Source organism: Pseudomonas baetica, from assembly GCF_051216495.1.
GTDB classification, from domain to species: domain Bacteria; phylum Pseudomonadota; class Gammaproteobacteria; order Pseudomonadales; family Pseudomonadaceae; genus Aquipseudomonas; species Aquipseudomonas baetica_B.
In genome coordinates, this window is sequence record NZ_JBPKAM010000078.1 from 14910 (window position 1) to 31092 (window position 16183).

Here is a 16183-nt window from a genome sequence, read left to right on the forward strand (position 1 = left end):
GCTTTCGCGAGCAGGCTCGCTCCCACAGGTTCCATGTCATCTTTTGATGGAGCACCCCAAACCATGGCCAATCATGAGTTTGATTACCTGATCGTGGGCGCAGGATCCGCCGGCTGCGTGTTGGCTAATCGCCTCGGCGAGGACCCGGCCACGAAAATCCTGCTGCTGGAAGCCGGCCCTGCGGACAAGAGCTGGACCATCGACATGCCGTCCGCCGTGGGCCTGGTAGTCGGTGGCACACGTTACAACTGGAGCTACAGCTCCGAGCCGGAACCCTGGCTGGACGGTCGCCGCATCGGCACCCCGCGAGGCCGGACACTCGGTGGTTCCTCGTCGATCAATGGCATGGTCTACATCCGTGGCCATGCCCGGGATTACGACGCCTGGGCCGAACAGGGCTGCGCAGGCTGGAGTTACCAAGAGGTGCTGCCGTACTTCAAACGGGCACAAACCCATGCCGACGGCGAAGACGATTATCGCGGGACTGCCGGACATCTGCACGTCACCCCGGGCAACGTGCAAACGCCTCTGTGCGCGGCGTTTCTGAAGGCTGGTGCCGAAGCGGGCTATGGCTTGAGCGACGACCTCAACGGCTATCGCCAGGAAGCCTTCGGCCCGGTGGATCGCACCACCCGTAACGGTCGCCGCTGGAGCACCTCGCGGGGTTATCTGCGCGAAGCGCTGGGTCGCGGCAACGTGCAGGTGGCTACCGATGCTCTGGCGTTACGCATCCTGTTCGACGGCCAGCGCGCCATCGGCATCGAGTACGAGCAAAGCGGCGAGACTCATCAAGTGTTTGCCCAAAAAGAAGTGCTGCTGACCGCCGGTGCAATCAACTCGCCGCAGCTGTTATTGCTGTCCGGCATCGGTCCGGCTTCTGAACTGCGTGACCTGGGCATTACGGTCAAGCACGATCTGCCCGGCGTCGGCCGACGACTCAACGACCACCCCGATACCGTGGTGCAGTACCTGTGCAAGAAACCGGTGTCGCTGTATCCCTGGACCACCGCGCCGGGCAAATGGTGGATCGGCGCGCGCTGGTTCGCCGCCCACGACGGCCCGGCAGCGAGCAATCATTTCGAAGCCGGGGCGTTCATCCGTTCCCGGGCCGGGGTCGAACATCCGGACCTGCAATTGACCTTCATGCCGCTGGCGGTGAAACCCGGCAGTGTCGATCTGGTACCCAACCATGCGTTCCAGATCCACATCGACCTGATGCGCCCTACCAGCCTCGGCAGCGTCACGCTCAACAGCGCCGACCCCAGGCAGCCACCACGCATCCTGTTCAATTACCTGAAAACCGAGCAGGATCGAGCCGACATGCGCGCCGGTGCCAGGCTGGTACGCGAAATCATCGGGCAACCGGCGATGGCCGCGTTCCGGGGCGAGGAACTGGTACCCGGCCCCCACGCGCAAAGTGACGAAGCGCTGGATGCCTGGGCCCGGCAAGTCACGGAAACCGGCTACCATGCCAGCGGCACCTGCAAGATGGGCCCGGCGAGCGATGCCGAAGCAGTGGTCGACCCGCACTTGCGCGTGCATGGTCTGGACGGATTGCGGGTGGTGGACGCCTCGATCATGCCGATTATCGTCAGCGGCAACACCAACGCGCCGACGGTGATGATCGCGGAGAAAGCCAGTGACATGATTCGCGGCAGGCAACCCCTGCCAGCATCGGATGCACCGGTATGGATTCACCCGCAGTGGCAGACTCAGCAACGATAGAGATCACTCATGAGCAATCAACCGATCGATGACGCACAAACCCGCTTTACCTGGCGGCGCGGCGATGTCGCGCCGCTGCGGGTCGCGGTGTTGCTGTTACCGTCGTTCTCCAACTTCGGCCTGGCCGCTGTGCTGGAGCCCTTGGCGATTGCCAATTGGCTGAGCCAACGTGAGTTGTTCCAGTGGTCATTGTTGTCGCTGGACGGCCAACCGGTGCAGGCCAGCAACGGCTTGACCACCGTCGCCAACGACGGTTTGAAGACCGATCAGGGGTTCGATGCATGCCTGGTGATCGCCAGTTTCGACGTGCACAAACACAGCCGCAACCTCGCGCTCAAGAGCTGGCTGCGCAAGCAGGCGCTGTTCGGCGCGGTGTTGATGGGGGTTGAAACCGGCACCGAGCTGCTGGCAGCCGCCGGCGTGCTCGACGGCTACGAAGCGGCCGTGCATTGGGACAACCTGCAGGGTTTTCAGGAAAGTTATCCACGGGTCCACGCCAAGCCGCAGCTCTACACCCTGGAACGCCAGCGCATGACCTGCGCCGGTGCGACAACGACGCTGGATATGCTGCTGGGATGGATCGGCCAGAGCGTCGACAGCGAGCTGGCCCGGGAAATCGGCATGCACCTGTTGATGGGCCAGGTGCGGGCGCCGGCGGACAACCAACTCGACGGCGGCCTGACCCATACCGGTATGTACGGCAGCAAGATTCGCCGCGCCGTTCAGTTAATGGAGCAGGCGCTGGAGGAGCCGCTGGATTGCGAAGCAATTGCCGGCCAGGTCGGTTTGTCGCGACGGCAACTGGAACGACAATTCAAACATCAGACCGGACTCTCGCCGCTCAAGTACTACATCACCCTGCGATTGGCCAAAGCCCACAGTTTGCTGCAACAGACGCGCCTGAGTGTGGCCCAAGTCGCCGCCTGCTCCGGGTTCGGTTCGCTGGAGCATTTTTCCCGCACCTACCGCGCCCGCTTCGGCTGCCCGCCCAGCGAAGACCGCAGCCAGGTCTGGACCGCCCCGGTGATGCGCCAGCCGCTACGCAAGGAGCCACGGCCGGCGCAAGCGGATTGATTCACAATCGATAGCCTGGCTCTTCCTCGTCCAGAATCCCAATCAGCGCATTGAAATGCTTGTCGGCAAAGCCCGGATAGTCGAGCCATTGCCGGCAGGTCTTGCGCGCGATGGCGTCGCTGGCGACCCGCAACTCGCGACCGGTGGACAGCGCGGTGATGTAGGTCTCGCACGCCCGCTCGAAGTAATACAAATCATCGAACGCCTGGGCGATGCTCGGTGCCGCCACCAGCACCCCGTGGTTGCCCATCAACAGAATCGGCTTATCTCCCAGCAGACGGCTGACCCGCTCGGCCTCGTCCCCCAGGCCCATGCCGTCGAACCCTTCATCGATGACCACCCGCTCGAAAAAGCGCATGCAGTTCTGCTCGATCGGTGGCAGCCGCGAATCCTTGAGACAAGCCAGCGCCGTCGCGTATTTCGAATGGGTGTGCAGGATGCACCGGGCATGGGGCTGGTTGCGATGCAAGGCGCTGTGCAAGGCCCAGGCGGTGATATCCGGCGCGTCCGGGCGATCGAGGCTGGCCGGATCATCAGCGTTGACCAGCAGCAAGTCGCTGGCCTTGATCCGAGAGAAGTGCTTGCCGTAGGGGTTGATCAAGAATTCCCGGCCGTCCCCGGACACCGCCACGCTGAAGTGATTGGCGATGGATTCGTGCAGGTTCAACCGCGCGGCCCAGCGAAACGCACAGGCCAGGCGGATTCTCAGTTGCTCGACAGGTTGATTCATCCCGTGCTCCACAGAGGTTGATCGGATGCCTCGCAGTGTAGAGAGGCGCCTTGCGTTCGCTTGACGGGAAACGACATGGACTGCCGTTATTTCGCAGCGCTGCGAATGTGAAAAAGCGGCGTGCTTATGCCGCGTTTGATCAAGAACCCCGCACCCCGCCCCGCCATAGTGACGACCACGACCCACTTGGCTGGAGACGCCCATGCTGCAGATTCGTTTGTTCATCGCGGGGAATTGGCAAGCGCCACAGGTGCCGCAGTACCGCGATGTGATCAACCCCGCCACCGAGGAGGTGTTGGCACAGGTGGCTGTCGCCGATCCGGTGGACGCGCAGACTGCAATCAACGCCGCGCGACGGGCCTTCGACAACGGGCCCTGGCCGACGATGCCGGTGACCGAGCGCGCGCAACTGCTGCAGAAAATCGCCGCTTTGATCGAACAGGACGCCGAGCACCTGGCCCGTCTGGAGACCCTCAACGCCGGTAAAACCCTGGGCGAAAGCCTCGGCGACATCGGCAATGTGGTGGCGACCTTCCGCTACTACGCCGCCTTGCTGGAAAGCGAAAGCGCCAGCGTCAACAGCCACGCCCCGGCCCATGTCATCAGCTTCAACCAACGCGAACCGGTGGGCGTGTGTGCCCTGATCGCACCGTGGAACTACCCGCTGCTGCAAGCGGTGTGGAAAATCGCCCCTGCCCTGGCCGCCGGCAATACCGTGGTGTTCAAACCCAGCAGCCTGACACCGATGACGGCCCATCGCCTGACCGCCCTGCTGGCCCAGGCCGGTGTGCCCGACGGTGTATTCAATCTGCTGTGCGGCGGTGGGGATGTCGGTGAAGTGCTCGCCGCCAGCCATGACGTGGATCTGGTGTCGCTGACCGGGGGCGCCGGTGCCGGCGGCAAGGTGATGCGCGCCGCCAGCGGCAACTTCAAGCGCGTGGCCCTGGAACTGGGCGGCAAGAACCCGAACATTGTGTTCGCCGACGCCGATTTCGAGGTGGCGCTGGATCAGGCATTGAACGCGGTGTTTTTCAATGCCGGGCAAATCTGCTCGGCCGGTTCGCGACTGTTGGTCGAAGAAGGTATTCATGACCGGTTTGTCGAGGCACTGCGGCAACGCATCCAGAACATTCGCCTGGGCAATGGCCTCGATCAACAAACGCAAATGGGGCCGCTGATCAGCGCCGGCCAGCGCGACCAGATCCTGACAATGATTGCCGGTGCCATCGAACAAGGCGCGACCTTGCTGGCCGGCGGAACCATCCCCGAGCAGTTCGAACGCGGCTTCTGGCTGCGCCCGACCTTGCTTGGCAATGTCACGGCGGACATGCGTATCGCCCAGGAAGAAATCTTCGGTCCGGTGATCACCGTCGAGCGTTTCAACGGCGAGGCCCAAGCCCTGCAACTGGCCAACGACACACCTTACGGCCTGGCGGCCGGTGTCTGGACCCAAGACATCGGCAAGGCCTACCGCATGGCCAAACGGTTACGGGTCGGGACCTTATGGATCAACGACTACAACGCCGCCTTCCCGCAGGCGCCCTGGGGTGGCTACAAGTCCAGCGGCATCGGCCGCGAACTGTCCCGGGCCGGGCTCGATGAATTCACCGAACTCAAGCACATCTACCTCAATACCGAACCTACGGCGTTGAATTGGTTTGGTGTCGATCAACTTCGGTAGGGAGAACACACAACCTGTGGCGAGCGAGCTTGCTCGCGCTGGGCTGCGAAGCGGCCCCCTGCATTCTTTCAATCAAACAAGGTTGTCTGGATTTACGACTGCTTCGCAGCCGAGCGCGAGCAAGCTCGCTCGCCACAAATAAGCGCGTTAACCGCATTACCCATAACAAAAAGACCGTGACACCCCCAAACCGCTGCCGACGTTTACCTTGAGGAGTCGATCCATGAAAGCCTTGCTCTTGCTTGCATCCCTCAGTATCCCGTTGCTCGCTCACGCCGCCGAACCGGAATCCTGCGCCACAGTGCGCTTCTCCGACGTCGGTTGGACGGACATCACCGTCACCACCGCCGTCGCCAGCGAAGTGCTGGAATCCCTGGGCTACAAAACCAAGACCACCCTGCTGTCGATCCCGGTGACCTACCGAGCCCTGTCTTCCGGTAAGGAACTGGATGTGTTTCTAGGCAACTGGATGCCCACCACCGAAAACGACATCAAGCCCTACCGCGACGCTGGCACAGTGGAAACCGTGCGCGCCAACCTGCATGGCGCCAAATACACCCTGGCGGTGCCCGACTACGTGTATGACGCCGGGCTGCATGACTTTGCCGACATCGCCAAATTCAAGGACAAACTCAACGGCCAGCTCTACGGCATTGAACCTGGCAACGACGGCAACCGGCTGATCCAGACCATGATCGACAAGGACGCCTTCGGCCTGAAGGACTTCAAGATCGTCGAATCCAGTGAAGCGGCGATGCTCTCGCAACTCAAGCGCACCACACGCAAGAACGAATGGATGGTGTTCCTGGCTTGGGAACCACATCCGATGAACACCCGCAACAAGATGAAGTACCTCAGCGGTGGTGACGAATACTTCGGGCCGAACTACGGCCAGGCCACGGTCTACACCAACGTGCGCAAGGGCTACCTCACTGAATGCAGCAACGTCGGCAAACTCTTGCAAAACATGGAGTTCAGCCTGGCCATGGAAAACCAGTTGATGGACGCGGTGCTGAATCAGAACCAGAAGCCGAGGGCGGCGGCCAAGGCGTGGTTGAAGGCCAATCCGGCGGTGCTGGAGGCGTGGCTTTCCGGGGTGAGCAGCCGTGACGGCAAGGATGGCCTGGCGATGGCCAATGCGCGGTTGGCGAGTCAATAACTTTCAACCCCATCCCCTGTGGGAGCGAGCCTGCTCGCGAAGGCTATCTGTCTCTCAACATCATTGTTGGCTGACACATCGCTTTCGCGAGCAGGCTCGCTCCCACAGGGGCTCTCCAACCAATTCACGATCTGATCCCCCAGCCATCACCTGACGACCGGCAGTAAAAATAAATTGCGACCAAATATGACATGCGTCATATTACGTTCGTAATTAAACGCCGTTTTCTACAGGTAATCCTCCATGACCAGCATGCCTTCCGTTGAGCCCGACCTGGCTGTCCCGGTGACCACGCCCAAGCCTCCCCTGCTCAAACGCCTGCTTGTGCCAACCATCGGTATCGCGGCATTGGTGCTGGCCAGTGTGTACGCCACGCACTGGTGGACCACCGGCCGTTTTATCGAGGAAACCGACGATGCCTATATCGGCGGCGACGTGACGGTGATCGGCTCCAAAGTCGCCGGTTACATTGACGAAGTGCTGGTGACCGACAACCAGAAGGTCAAGGCCGGTGATGTGCTGATTCGCCTCGACTCCCGGGATTACCGCGCCAACCTGGCCAAGGCCGAAGGTGCAGTGGCGGCGCAAGAAGCCTTGCTCGCCAACCTTGATGCCACCGAACAACTGCAACAGGCCGTCATCGGCCAGGCCCGTGCCGGCATCGATGCCGCCGGCGCCGAAACCGCCCGCTCGCGGGATGATGATGCGCGCTACAAAAAACTGGTCAGCACCAACGCCGTTTCCGTGGAAAGCGCGCAACGGGCCAACGCCACCTTCAAGACCGCACAGGCACAAAGCAGCCGCGCCCAGGCTGAACTGCTGGCGGCGCAACGGCAGTTGAACGTGATTGCCACACAGAAACAGCAAGCCCGCGCCGCGTTGATTCAAGCCAAAGCCGAGCGTGACCTGGCGCAGTTGAACGTCGGCTACACCGAACTTCGGGCACCGGTGGACGGAGTGATCGGCAATCGCCGCGCACGGGTCGGCGCCTATGCCCAGGCCGGTTCGCAATTGTTGTCGGTGGTGCCGTCCAGCGGGCTGTGGGTCGATGCCAACTTCAAGGAAGACCAACTGGCGCGCATGGTGCCGGGCCAGCGTGTGGTGATTCATGCCGACGTGCTCTCGGGGCAGGCACTCCACGGCCATCTGGATAGCCTCGCACCGGCCAGCGGTTCGCAATTCAGCGTACTGCCACCGGAAAATGCTACCGGCAACTTCACCAAGATCGTGCAGCGGGTACCGGTGCGGATTCACCTCGATCCGGCCGACAGCGTGCTCGGCCACCTGCGTCCCGGCCTGTCGGTGACCGCCGAAGTCGATACGCGCAAAGAGCCTGAAGCGCCAGCCGTGGCCAGCGCGCCATGAGCCGCGCCCTCGCCGCTCCGGCGCAACCGTTCAATGCTGCAGACATGGCCACGGCGACCAAGGTTTTCGCCTTCGCCAGCATGTGCGTCGGCATGTTCATTGCGCTGCTGGACATTCAGATCGTCTCGGCTTCGCTGCGCGATATTGGCGGCGGTTTATCGGCCGGTACCGACGAAACCGCCTGGGTGCAAACCAGTTACCTGATCGCCGAAATCATCGTGATCCCGCTGTCCGGCTGGCTCTCCCGGGTGTTTTCGACGCGCTGGCTGTTCTGCGCATCGGCGGTGGGTTTCACCCTGAGCAGCCTGCTCTGCGGCGTGGCCTGGAACATCCAAAGCATGATCACCTTCCGCGCCCTGCAAGGCTTCGTTGGCGGCTCGATGATCCCGATGGTGTTCACCACGGCCTTCGTTTTCTTCAATGGCAAGCAACGGGTGATCGCCGCCGCCACGATCGGCGCGGTGGCCTCGCTGGCACCGACACTGGGGCCGGTCATTGGTGGCTGGATCACTGATATTTCGTCCTGGCATTGGCTGTTCTATATCAACCTGGTCCCCGGCATTTTCGTCGCCGTGATAGTGCCGATGCTGGTGAAGATCGACCAGCCGGAACTGTCGCTACTCAAGGGCGCCGACTACCTGAGCATGGTGTTTCTGGCGCTGTTCCTCGGTTGCCTGGAGTACACCCTGGAAGAAGGCCCGCGCTGGAACTGGTTCAGTGACCGCACGATTCTGACCACCGCGTGGATCAGCGGCCTGGCCGGCCTGGCCTTCATCGGCCGGACCCTGCACGTCGCCAACCCGATCGTCGATTTGCGCGCCCTGAAGGACCGCAATTTCGCCCTCGGCTGTTTCTTCTCGTTCGTCACCGGGATCGGCCTGTTCGCCACCATTTACCTGACGCCACTGTTTCTCGGCCGGGTGCGTGGCTATGGCGCGCTGGACATTGGTCTGGCGGTTTTCTCCACCGGCGTGTTCCAACTCATGGCGATTCCGCTGTACGCCTTTCTGGCCAACCGCATCGATCTGCGCTGGATCATGATGACCGGCCTAGGGCTATTCGCGTTATCGATGTGGGATTTCAGCCCGATCACCCACGACTGGGGCGCGAAAGAATTGATGTTGCCGCAAGCCTTTCGCGGGATTGCCCAGCAATTGGCGGTGCCACCAGCAGTAACCCTGACGCTCGGAGGATTGGCGCCCGCACGACTGAAACACGCTTCGGGGTTGTTCAATTTGATGCGCAACCTGGGGGGTGCCATTGGCATCGCCGCCTGCGCGACCATTCTCAATGACCGCACCAACCTGCATTTCACAAGGTTGGCGGAAAACCTCAATAGCACCAACGAAGCGCTTAACCAGTGGCTGTCCCAGGTCGGCAACAACTTCGCCGCCCTGGGCCAGAGCGGCGATGTCGGTGTCACGGCGAGCCTGCATCAACTCTGGCAGCTGACCTACCGCGAAGCGCAGACGCAGACCTACGGCGACGCGTTCTTGATGATCATGGTCTGCTTCATCTTCGCCACGGCTATGGTGCCCTTGATGCGCAAGGTGCAACCACCGGCGACGCCGAGTGCGGATGCTCACTGAATAGAAATCTGAAAATTTACCCCCTGTGGGAGCGAGCCTGCTCGCGAAGGCGGTGTGTCAGACAACGATGATGTGACTGACCCAACGCATTCGCGAGCAGGCTCGCTCCCACAATTGATTGGGGGATGCCGCAACCCCTCAGGCTTGCGGGGTCTTGCGGAAACCAACGGCCAGACGGTTCCAGCTGTTGATGGTGTTGATCGCCACGGTCAGGTCGACCAGCTCCTTCGGTGTGAACTGCTTGCTGACGAACTCGTAGTCTTCATCCGGGGCGTGGGTCAGGCTGAGCTGGGTCAGGGATTCGGTCCACAGCAGCGCGGCGCGTTCACGGTCGGTGAAGAACGGTGCTTCGCGCCAGGCGGTCACGGCGAACAGCCGGCGGGTGGTTTCACCGCCCTTGATGGCATCGGTGGTGTGCATGTCGATGCAGAAGGCGCAGCCGTTGATTTGCGAGGCGCGCAGCTTGACCAGCTCGATCAGGTTCTTTTCCAGCGGCAGTTTGGAAACGGCGGTTTCCAGGGCAATCATGGCTTTGAGGGCATCGGGGCTTGCGGTGTAAAAATCAATACGGGGTTGCATGGCATGCTCCAGGGCAAGTGGGTGTGCAGATACGTTAGTCCCGCCGGCGATTTGCACAAATAGCCAATCTTCGGGAAGTCGAGGAGGCCACTGGCACCAGTCCTGAAAGAAAGTGCGAAATGACAATTGCCATCATTCGCTCGGGGCCACTAGAATGCGATCAATTCTTAATTGCACTCACGCAGGATGCCCGAGTCGAGTATCAGCCCGTCATGTCATCCGCCGATCAGCCTTTGAACCAGCAAGTCCATACCCTCTACCGCGAACACCACGGTTGGCTGCAAGGCTGGCTGCACCGCAAACTGGGTAACCGTTGCGACGCGGCCGACCTGGCCCACGACACCTTCCTGCGCCTGCTGACGCGCCAGGTGGTCAAGCCACTGGGCAGCGAACCGCGTGCCCTGCTGACGCACATCGCCAAGGGCCTGGTGGTTGACCGCTGGCGGCGCCAGGACATCGAACGCGCCTATCTGGAAACCATCGCGCACTTGCCGGTCGCCGAAGTGCCGTCCCCGGAAACCCGCCTGCTGATCCTCGAAACCCTGTGGCGCATCGAAGCGCTGTTGCGGGAATTGCCCAAAGTTACCCGCGAGACCTTTTTGCTGTCGCAGATCGAAGGCCTGACCTACGCCCAGATCGCCTCTCGCCTGAACGTCTCGCTGATCACCGTCAAGCGCCACATGCGCGCGGCGTTCATTGCCTGCCTGAGCGTTGCCTGATGGAGAGTGTCGCCTGATGAATGCTTCGATGATCAATCCGCAGATTCTCGGTGAAGCCGCGGACTGGCTGGTGCAGTTGCATTCCGGCACGGCGACCCCGGCCGATCACCAGGCCATCGCCCAATGGCGCAACCGCAGCAGCGAACATGCCCAGGCCTGGCAACGGGCCGAAGCGCTGCTCGGGGATTTCCGTGGCGTGCCGGCCAATCTCGCCATGCAAACCCTGCAACGGGCATCACGCAAGGAAGGCTTGAGTCGCCGGCAGACCCTCACCCGCCTCGGTTTGCTGTTGATGGCCGGCCCCTTGGGCATCGCTTCGCAGCATCTGCCCTGGGAGCAATGGGCCGCCGATCAGCACACCGCCGTGGGCGAACAGAAAAACCTGTCTTTGCCCGACGGCAGCCAGTTGCTGCTCAACACCGACAGCGCGGTGAACATCGCTTTCAATTCGCAGGAGCGACGCGTCCTGTTGCTCAACGGCGAGCTGTTGATCAGCACCGCGAAAGACCCCAGCGCCCGCCCCTTTATCGTCGAAACACCCCAAGGTACCGCCCGCGCGCTGGGCACGCGGTTTTGTGTGCAGTCAGAGGGTTCGCGCAGCCAGGTGTCGGTCCTGGAAGGCCAGGTGGTGGTCACGCCGCAAATGCTGCAACAGAGCACCACCCTCCATGCCGGCGAGCGCCAAAGCTTCAAGCTGAACCGCTTCGACGCCCCGCAACCTTTCGACGTCGCCGCCGTGTCCTGGGACAAAGGCATGCTGCTGGCCAATAACATGCGCCTGGACGAATTGCTCGGCGAACTGAGTCGTTACCGACCCGGCGTGCTGCGCTGCCATCCGGATGTCGCGGCCCTGCGGGTATCGGGGGCGTTTTCCCTGCGCGACACCGACGCCAGCCTGCGCCTGCTCAGCGATACCTTGCCGTTGAATATCAGCCGCATGACCCGATACTGGCTGTCGGTCGAACCGAGGGTCTGAACGTCACGTTTGCAGCGCCGCTTATTCCGTCATCGCGGGCAAGCCCGCTCCCACAGGGATCCGGGGCGTTTGCAAAACCTGTGGGAGCGGGCTTGTCGGGTCGCCGCATCGCCGCGATCCGCGCAGCGGCCATGCATTACAAAACTCAACCCGTGCGCTTGAGCAACCACTGCAAGAAACCCTTCTTTTGCTCCACCACCGGCACTTCCTGCGTCAATTCCTGCACCTTGTGCAAACGGTAATCCAGCAAGGTTTTCATCGCGTCGTTGATGTCGTGACGGGCTTCCAGACACGGTCTCAGGTAGCCCTTTTCAATGCTGTACAGCGTGCAGGAGGTCTTCGCCGTGAATTGCGCGGGGACCGAACTGTCGGTCAGGATGCCGGCTTCGCCGATCACCTCCCCCGGCCCCATGCGTCCGGATTCGAATGGCACGCCCTGGCGGAACAGCGTGACCGTAACCACCCCTGACTCAATGATGAACAAGTTATCGCTGACCTCTCCCTCGCCCAGAATCGTCTCCCCGGCGCGGAAGTTTTGCAGGGTCATGTTCTGGCTGAAGGTCTCTTTCTCTTCCTGGCGCAAGGTTGAGAAAATCGGCGAACTATCGATCAGCGCCCGTGGCCGTGATAGATCGGTCGTCGGGGCGGGCTCCACGCTCGACAACAGATTCACCCCGGATGCCCGCAAATGCCGATACGCCAGGTCGTAGAGTTGATTGCGCACCGTGCGCTTTTCGCTCATGGCGGCGACAAACCCGCTGATTTCGTACTCCACACCATTGGGGGTGGAGCCTTTCAACGCGACGTTGGGGCCCGGGTGGCTCAACAGAACGCGGCAGCCCTGCATCGCCCGCTCAAGGGCATCGATCACGGTTTGCGGACGCACATGAGGGCTGACCTGCAACGTGATGGAAACCCCGAACATGTCGCTGGGCCGGCTGAAATTGGTGATCTTGGCCTTGGCCGCCAGCGAGTTGGGAATCACGATCATGCTGCCCTGGGCGGTCTGCAACCGCGTGGCACGCCAGTCGATGTCGATGACCCGGCCTTCGGTGCCGTCGATGGCGATCCAGTCATCCAGCTGATAAGGCTTGGTGGTGTTCAGGACGATCCCGGAAAACACGTCACTGAGGGTGCTTTGCAGCGCCAGGCCGACGATGATCGCCAGGGCGCCGGACGTGGCCAGCACGCCTTTGACCGGCAAGTTGAGCACGTAAGCCAGCGCGGCGATAACTGCGACCAGGAAAATCACCGCGCCCAGCAGGTCCTGCAGCAACCGCCCGGCGTGCCCCACACGGTGCATCATCACGGAGCCGATCAACTCCGTCAGGGTGCGCGCACCAAACAGCCACCAGCCGATCTGCAACCCCGTGGCCGCCAGGTGCAGCGGCACGTTGTCCTCCCAGGGCGCCGTCTCCAGCGGGTTCATGCCTTCGTTGAACAGCAGCAGGCTGTACAGCGAGAAAATCACCAGCCGTACGAGCAGTTTCCAGTTGTGATGGTTCATACCGATCAGGCGCCATAGCACCAGATCGATCAGGAGCAGGACCAGGGCGCAGATCAGCGGGTGTTCGGCGAGCAACGACAGCATCAAGCGACTCCAGCACAGGACGTTGTGCGAAAGATCGCACAGATTGGGCACAGTGTAGGAGCAATTGATTTGGCTGGATTCAACCGACGCCACAAAAAACTGTAGGAGCGAGCCTGCTCGCGATGGCGGTCGATCAGTCACTGCAAAGGTGTCTGTTCTACCGCTATCGCGAGCAGGCTCGCTCCTACAGAGGGTCAGGGTGTGTTGTCGAGTTATTTGGTCAGCGTGCTGTAGCTGGTCATCAGGTTACGGTAGTCCGGGATGTGGTTGGAGAACAGCGTGCCCAGACCTTCGATATCATTGCGCCAGTCGCGGTGCAGTTCACAGGCCAGGCCGAACCAGGTCATCAACTGCGCCCCGGCAGCGGACATGCGATTCCAGGCCGAATCCCGAGTCAATTCATTGAAAGTGCCGGAGGCATCGGTCACCACGAACACTTCAAAACCTTCCTCCAGTGCCGAGAGTGCCGGGAATGCCACGCAGACTTCGGTCACTACGCCAGCAATGATCAATTGTTTCTTGCCGGTGGCTTTGATGGCCTTGACGAAATCTTCGTTATCCCAGGCGTTGATCTGGCCAGGTCGAGCGATATACGGCGCATCCGGGAACAGCGCCTTGAGCTCGGGCACCAGCGGGCCATTGGGGCCGGTTTCGAAGCTGGTGGTGAGGATGGTCGGCAACTTGAAGTACTTGGCCAGGTCAGCCAGGGCCAGCACATTGTTCTTGAAGCGATCCGGTTCGATGTCGCGCACCAGCGACAGCAGTCCGGCCTGATGGTCCACCAACAGAACGGCGGCGTTGTTCTTGTCGAGACGTTTGTATGTAGTGGTCATTGCAATGTCCTCGCGTGTTATCGATGCCGAGTGGTATTCGGCGTGGGTTAACCGGTTAGCGTTGGGAATCCAGCATTTCGTGTTTGTTCGTCACTTGCTCAGTGCTTCCTCTTTTGTTTGGGCAACAGCCATCCCTGGCCCGAAAACCGGCCTACGCGTCCTGTGTAGAGCGGGATTAAAGCGGCGGGTCAGCCGTGCATCCGGCCGAAGCGGCCGGATTGGAAGTCGGCGAAGGCCTGGTGGATTTCTTGCTCGGTGTTCATCACGAACGGACCGTGACCGACGATCGGCTCGTCAATCGGCTCGCCGCTGAGCAGCAGCACCACTGCGTCTTCGCTGGCTTCAAGGGTCAACTGATCACCCTGGCGATCGAAAAGCGCCAACTGCCCCTGGCGTACCGATTCCAACCCATTGACCTGAACCTCACCGCGCAGGACCACCAGCGCGGTATTGCGCCCTTCATGCAGATCAAGGGTGAGCAACTTGTGGGCATTGAGCCGGATGTCCCAGACATCGACCGGTGTGAAGGTGCGCGCCGGCCCCTTGTGACCGTCGAACTCACCGGCGATCAAGCGCACGCTGCCGGCGTTGTCCTTGAGCGCGATGTTCGGAATGTCGCCATCGAGAATCGTCTGGTAGCCGGGATCGGCCATTTTGTCCCTGGCCGGCAGGTTGACCCACAACTGGACCATTTCCAGGGTACCGCCGCTTCTGGCGAAGCCTTCGGAATGGAACTCTTCATGGAGAATGCCCGAAGCGGCCGTCATCCACTGCACATCGCCGGGGCCGATCTTGCCGCCGCTGCCGGTGGAGTCGCGATGTTCCAGTTCACCTTTGTAAACGATAGTCACGGTTTCGAAGCCACGGTGCGGATGCTGACCTACGCCACGCCGTTCGGTGGTCGGGGTGAATTCGGCGGGGCCGGCGTGATCGAGCAGCAGAAACGGGCTGATGTGTTTACCCAGGTTGTCGTAGGAAAACAGCGTGCGAACCGGGAAGCCGTCGCCGACCCAATGGGCGCGTGGACTGGTGTAGATACCGATGATGTTTTTCATGGTGTCTCCTGATGAGGTGGGTGAAGCCATGGACAAAGCTTAAAACCGCCCCCTTTGTTGCACTAGACTGCAAAAATCAGCCTTAGCGTTCTATTTGGAGAACGATGGTGGAAGACCTCAACACCCTCTACTACTTCACCCAAGTGGTGGAACATCACGGCTTCGCAGCGGCCGGGCGGGCGCTGGACATGCCCAAGTCCAAGCTCAGCCGACGCATCGCCGAGCTGGAAGAACGCCTGGGCGTGCGCCTGCTCAATCGCACCAGCCGCCATTGTTCGTTGACCGAAATTGGCCAGGCCTATTACCAGCGTTGCCTGGCCATGCGGGTAGAAGCGGAAAGTGCCGCCGAGCTGATCGAACGCAACCGCTCCGAACCCCAGGGCCTGGTGCGGATCAGCTGTCCGACGGCGCTGCTCAACACCTGGGTCGGGCCAATGCTGACCCGTTACATGCTCAAGTACCCGCGGGTGGAGTTGTTCATTGAGAGCACCAACCGCCGGGTTGACTTGATCCACGAGGGCATCGACATCGCCCTGCGGGTACGTTTCCCCCCCCTGGAAAACACGGACATGGTGATGAAGGTGCTGGGCAACAGCACCCAGAGCATGGTGGGCCATCCCGCGTTTGTCGAACGCCTGTCGTCACCGCCCTCGCCGGCTGACCTCAGCGGATTGCCCAGCTTGCATTGGGGCTCCGCACAACGTGAATATCAGTGGGAATTATTGCGGGACGACGGCGCCAGCGCCGTGATTCGCCATGCGCCAAGATTGGTCACAGATGACTTGCTGGCCCTGCGTCACGCGGTGATCGCCGGAGTCGGCATCGTCCACGTGCCCAGGGTAGTAGTGCGCGACGATCTGGCCGCCGGACGCCTGGTGGAACTGGTACCGGGCTGGGCGCCGAAGTGCGGGATCATCCATGCGATTTTTCCGTCGCGCCGCGGATTGCTGCCGTCGGTCCGGACGCTGATCGACTTTCTCGGGGAAGAGTTCAGTCATAGCGATATTGCCTAGGGAGTAAGGCTTGAAACCGGGTTGCGGCCTTCGCGAGCAGGCTCGCTCCCACATTGGATTTGCGTACCCCTCATTTCCCCTGTGGGAGCGAGCC

The 16183-nt window shown here is 61.5% G+C and carries 14 protein-coding genes; 9 read left to right on the top strand and 5 right to left on the bottom strand.

All coding sequences use genetic code 11. The features are described 5' to 3' along the window. Nucleotides 1–63: 63 nt before the first annotated feature. Nucleotides 64–1725, top strand: coding sequence for a choline dehydrogenase (locus tag ACSFE6_RS23145; RefSeq protein ID WP_435429758.1), 1662 nt, complete (start codon nt 64–66; stop codon nt 1723–1725). Between the two features lie 9 nt (nt 1726–1734). After that, nucleotides 1735–2799, top strand: a complete 1065-nt coding sequence (locus tag ACSFE6_RS23150; RefSeq protein WP_435429759.1) for a GlxA family transcriptional regulator — start codon at nt 1735–1737, stop codon at nt 2797–2799. 1 nt (nt 2800) lies between these two features. On the opposite strand, the gene ACSFE6_RS23155 is transcribed toward ACSFE6_RS23150, so the two are convergent. Next, nucleotides 2801–3529 (bottom strand): class II aldolase and adducin N-terminal domain-containing protein, encoded by a 729-nt coding sequence (locus ACSFE6_RS23155; protein ID WP_435429760.1) that lies wholly within the window; start codon nt 3527–3529, stop codon nt 2801–2803. A gap of 202 nt (nt 3530–3731) precedes the next feature. On the opposite strand from ACSFE6_RS23155, the gene ACSFE6_RS23160 reads away from it, so the two are divergent. The 4 genes from ACSFE6_RS23160 (at nt 3732) to ACSFE6_RS23175 (ending at nt 9323) form a co-directional block, all read left to right on the top strand. Next, the gene (locus ACSFE6_RS23160; RefSeq protein ID WP_435429761.1) at nt 3732–5210 is read left to right on the top strand and encodes an aldehyde dehydrogenase family protein; all 1479 of its coding nucleotides are present in this window, start codon (nt 3732–3734) and stop codon (nt 5208–5210) included. A gap of 223 nt (nt 5211–5433) precedes the next feature. After that, the gene (locus ACSFE6_RS23165; RefSeq protein ID WP_435429762.1) at nt 5434–6369 is read left to right on the top strand and encodes a choline ABC transporter substrate-binding protein; all 936 of its coding nucleotides are present in this window, start codon (nt 5434–5436) and stop codon (nt 6367–6369) included. Between the two features lie 243 nt (nt 6370–6612). Further along, on the top strand, nt 6613–7734 hold the full coding sequence (locus tag ACSFE6_RS23170) for an HlyD family secretion protein (RefSeq protein ID WP_435429763.1): 1122 nt from the start codon (nt 6613–6615) through the stop codon (nt 7732–7734). Then, entirely contained in the window at nt 7731–9323 is a 1593-nt protein-coding gene (locus ACSFE6_RS23175; protein WP_435429764.1) for a DHA2 family efflux MFS transporter permease subunit, read from the top strand. Before ACSFE6_RS23170 ends, ACSFE6_RS23175 begins: the two co-directional genes overlap by 4 nt. Nucleotides 9324–9461: 138 nt before the next feature. On the opposite strand, the gene ACSFE6_RS23180 is transcribed toward ACSFE6_RS23175, so the two are convergent. Continuing rightward, nucleotides 9462–9902: a carboxymuconolactone decarboxylase family protein gene (locus ACSFE6_RS23180; protein ID WP_435429765.1), complete on the bottom strand. Its 441-nt coding sequence runs from the start codon at nt 9900–9902 to the stop codon at nt 9462–9464. Nucleotides 9903–10114: 212 nt separating this feature from the next. On the opposite strand from ACSFE6_RS23180, the gene ACSFE6_RS23185 reads away from it, so the two are divergent. Then, a complete protein-coding gene (locus ACSFE6_RS23185; protein WP_435429766.1) occupies nt 10115–10621 on the top strand; it encodes a sigma-70 family RNA polymerase sigma factor in 507 nt (168 codons plus the stop codon). A 16-nt stretch (nt 10622–10637) separates the two neighbouring features. Beyond that, entirely contained in the window at nt 10638–11597 is a 960-nt protein-coding gene (locus tag ACSFE6_RS23190; RefSeq protein WP_435429767.1) for a FecR domain-containing protein, read from the top strand. A gap of 145 nt (nt 11598–11742) precedes the next feature. Here the strand turns inward: ACSFE6_RS23190 and ACSFE6_RS23195 are convergent, their stop codons facing one another. From ACSFE6_RS23195 to ACSFE6_RS23205, 3 genes are all read right to left on the bottom strand, one after another. After that, nucleotides 11743–13188 carry a mechanosensitive ion channel domain-containing protein gene (locus ACSFE6_RS23195; RefSeq protein WP_435429768.1) on the bottom strand — a complete coding sequence of 482 codons (1446 nt, stop codon included), beginning with the start codon at nt 13186–13188 and terminating at the stop codon, nt 11743–11745. Nucleotides 13189–13400: 212 nt separating this feature from the next. After that, nucleotides 13401–14021, bottom strand: coding sequence for an isochorismate family cysteine hydrolase YcaC (gene ycaC / locus ACSFE6_RS23200; protein ID WP_435429769.1), 621 nt, complete (start codon nt 14019–14021; stop codon nt 13401–13403). A gap of 188 nt (nt 14022–14209) precedes the next feature. Continuing rightward, nucleotides 14210–15076, bottom strand: coding sequence for a pirin family protein (locus tag ACSFE6_RS23205; protein ID WP_435429770.1), 867 nt, complete (start codon nt 15074–15076; stop codon nt 14210–14212). A 104-nt stretch (nt 15077–15180) separates the two neighbouring features. Between ACSFE6_RS23205 and ACSFE6_RS23210 the strand changes: the two genes are divergently transcribed. Then, complete coding sequence (locus ACSFE6_RS23210) at nt 15181–16089, top strand: LysR substrate-binding domain-containing protein (RefSeq protein WP_435429771.1); 909 nt, start codon at nt 15181–15183, stop codon at nt 16087–16089. The last annotated feature ends 94 nt before the right edge of the window (nt 16090–16183 follow it).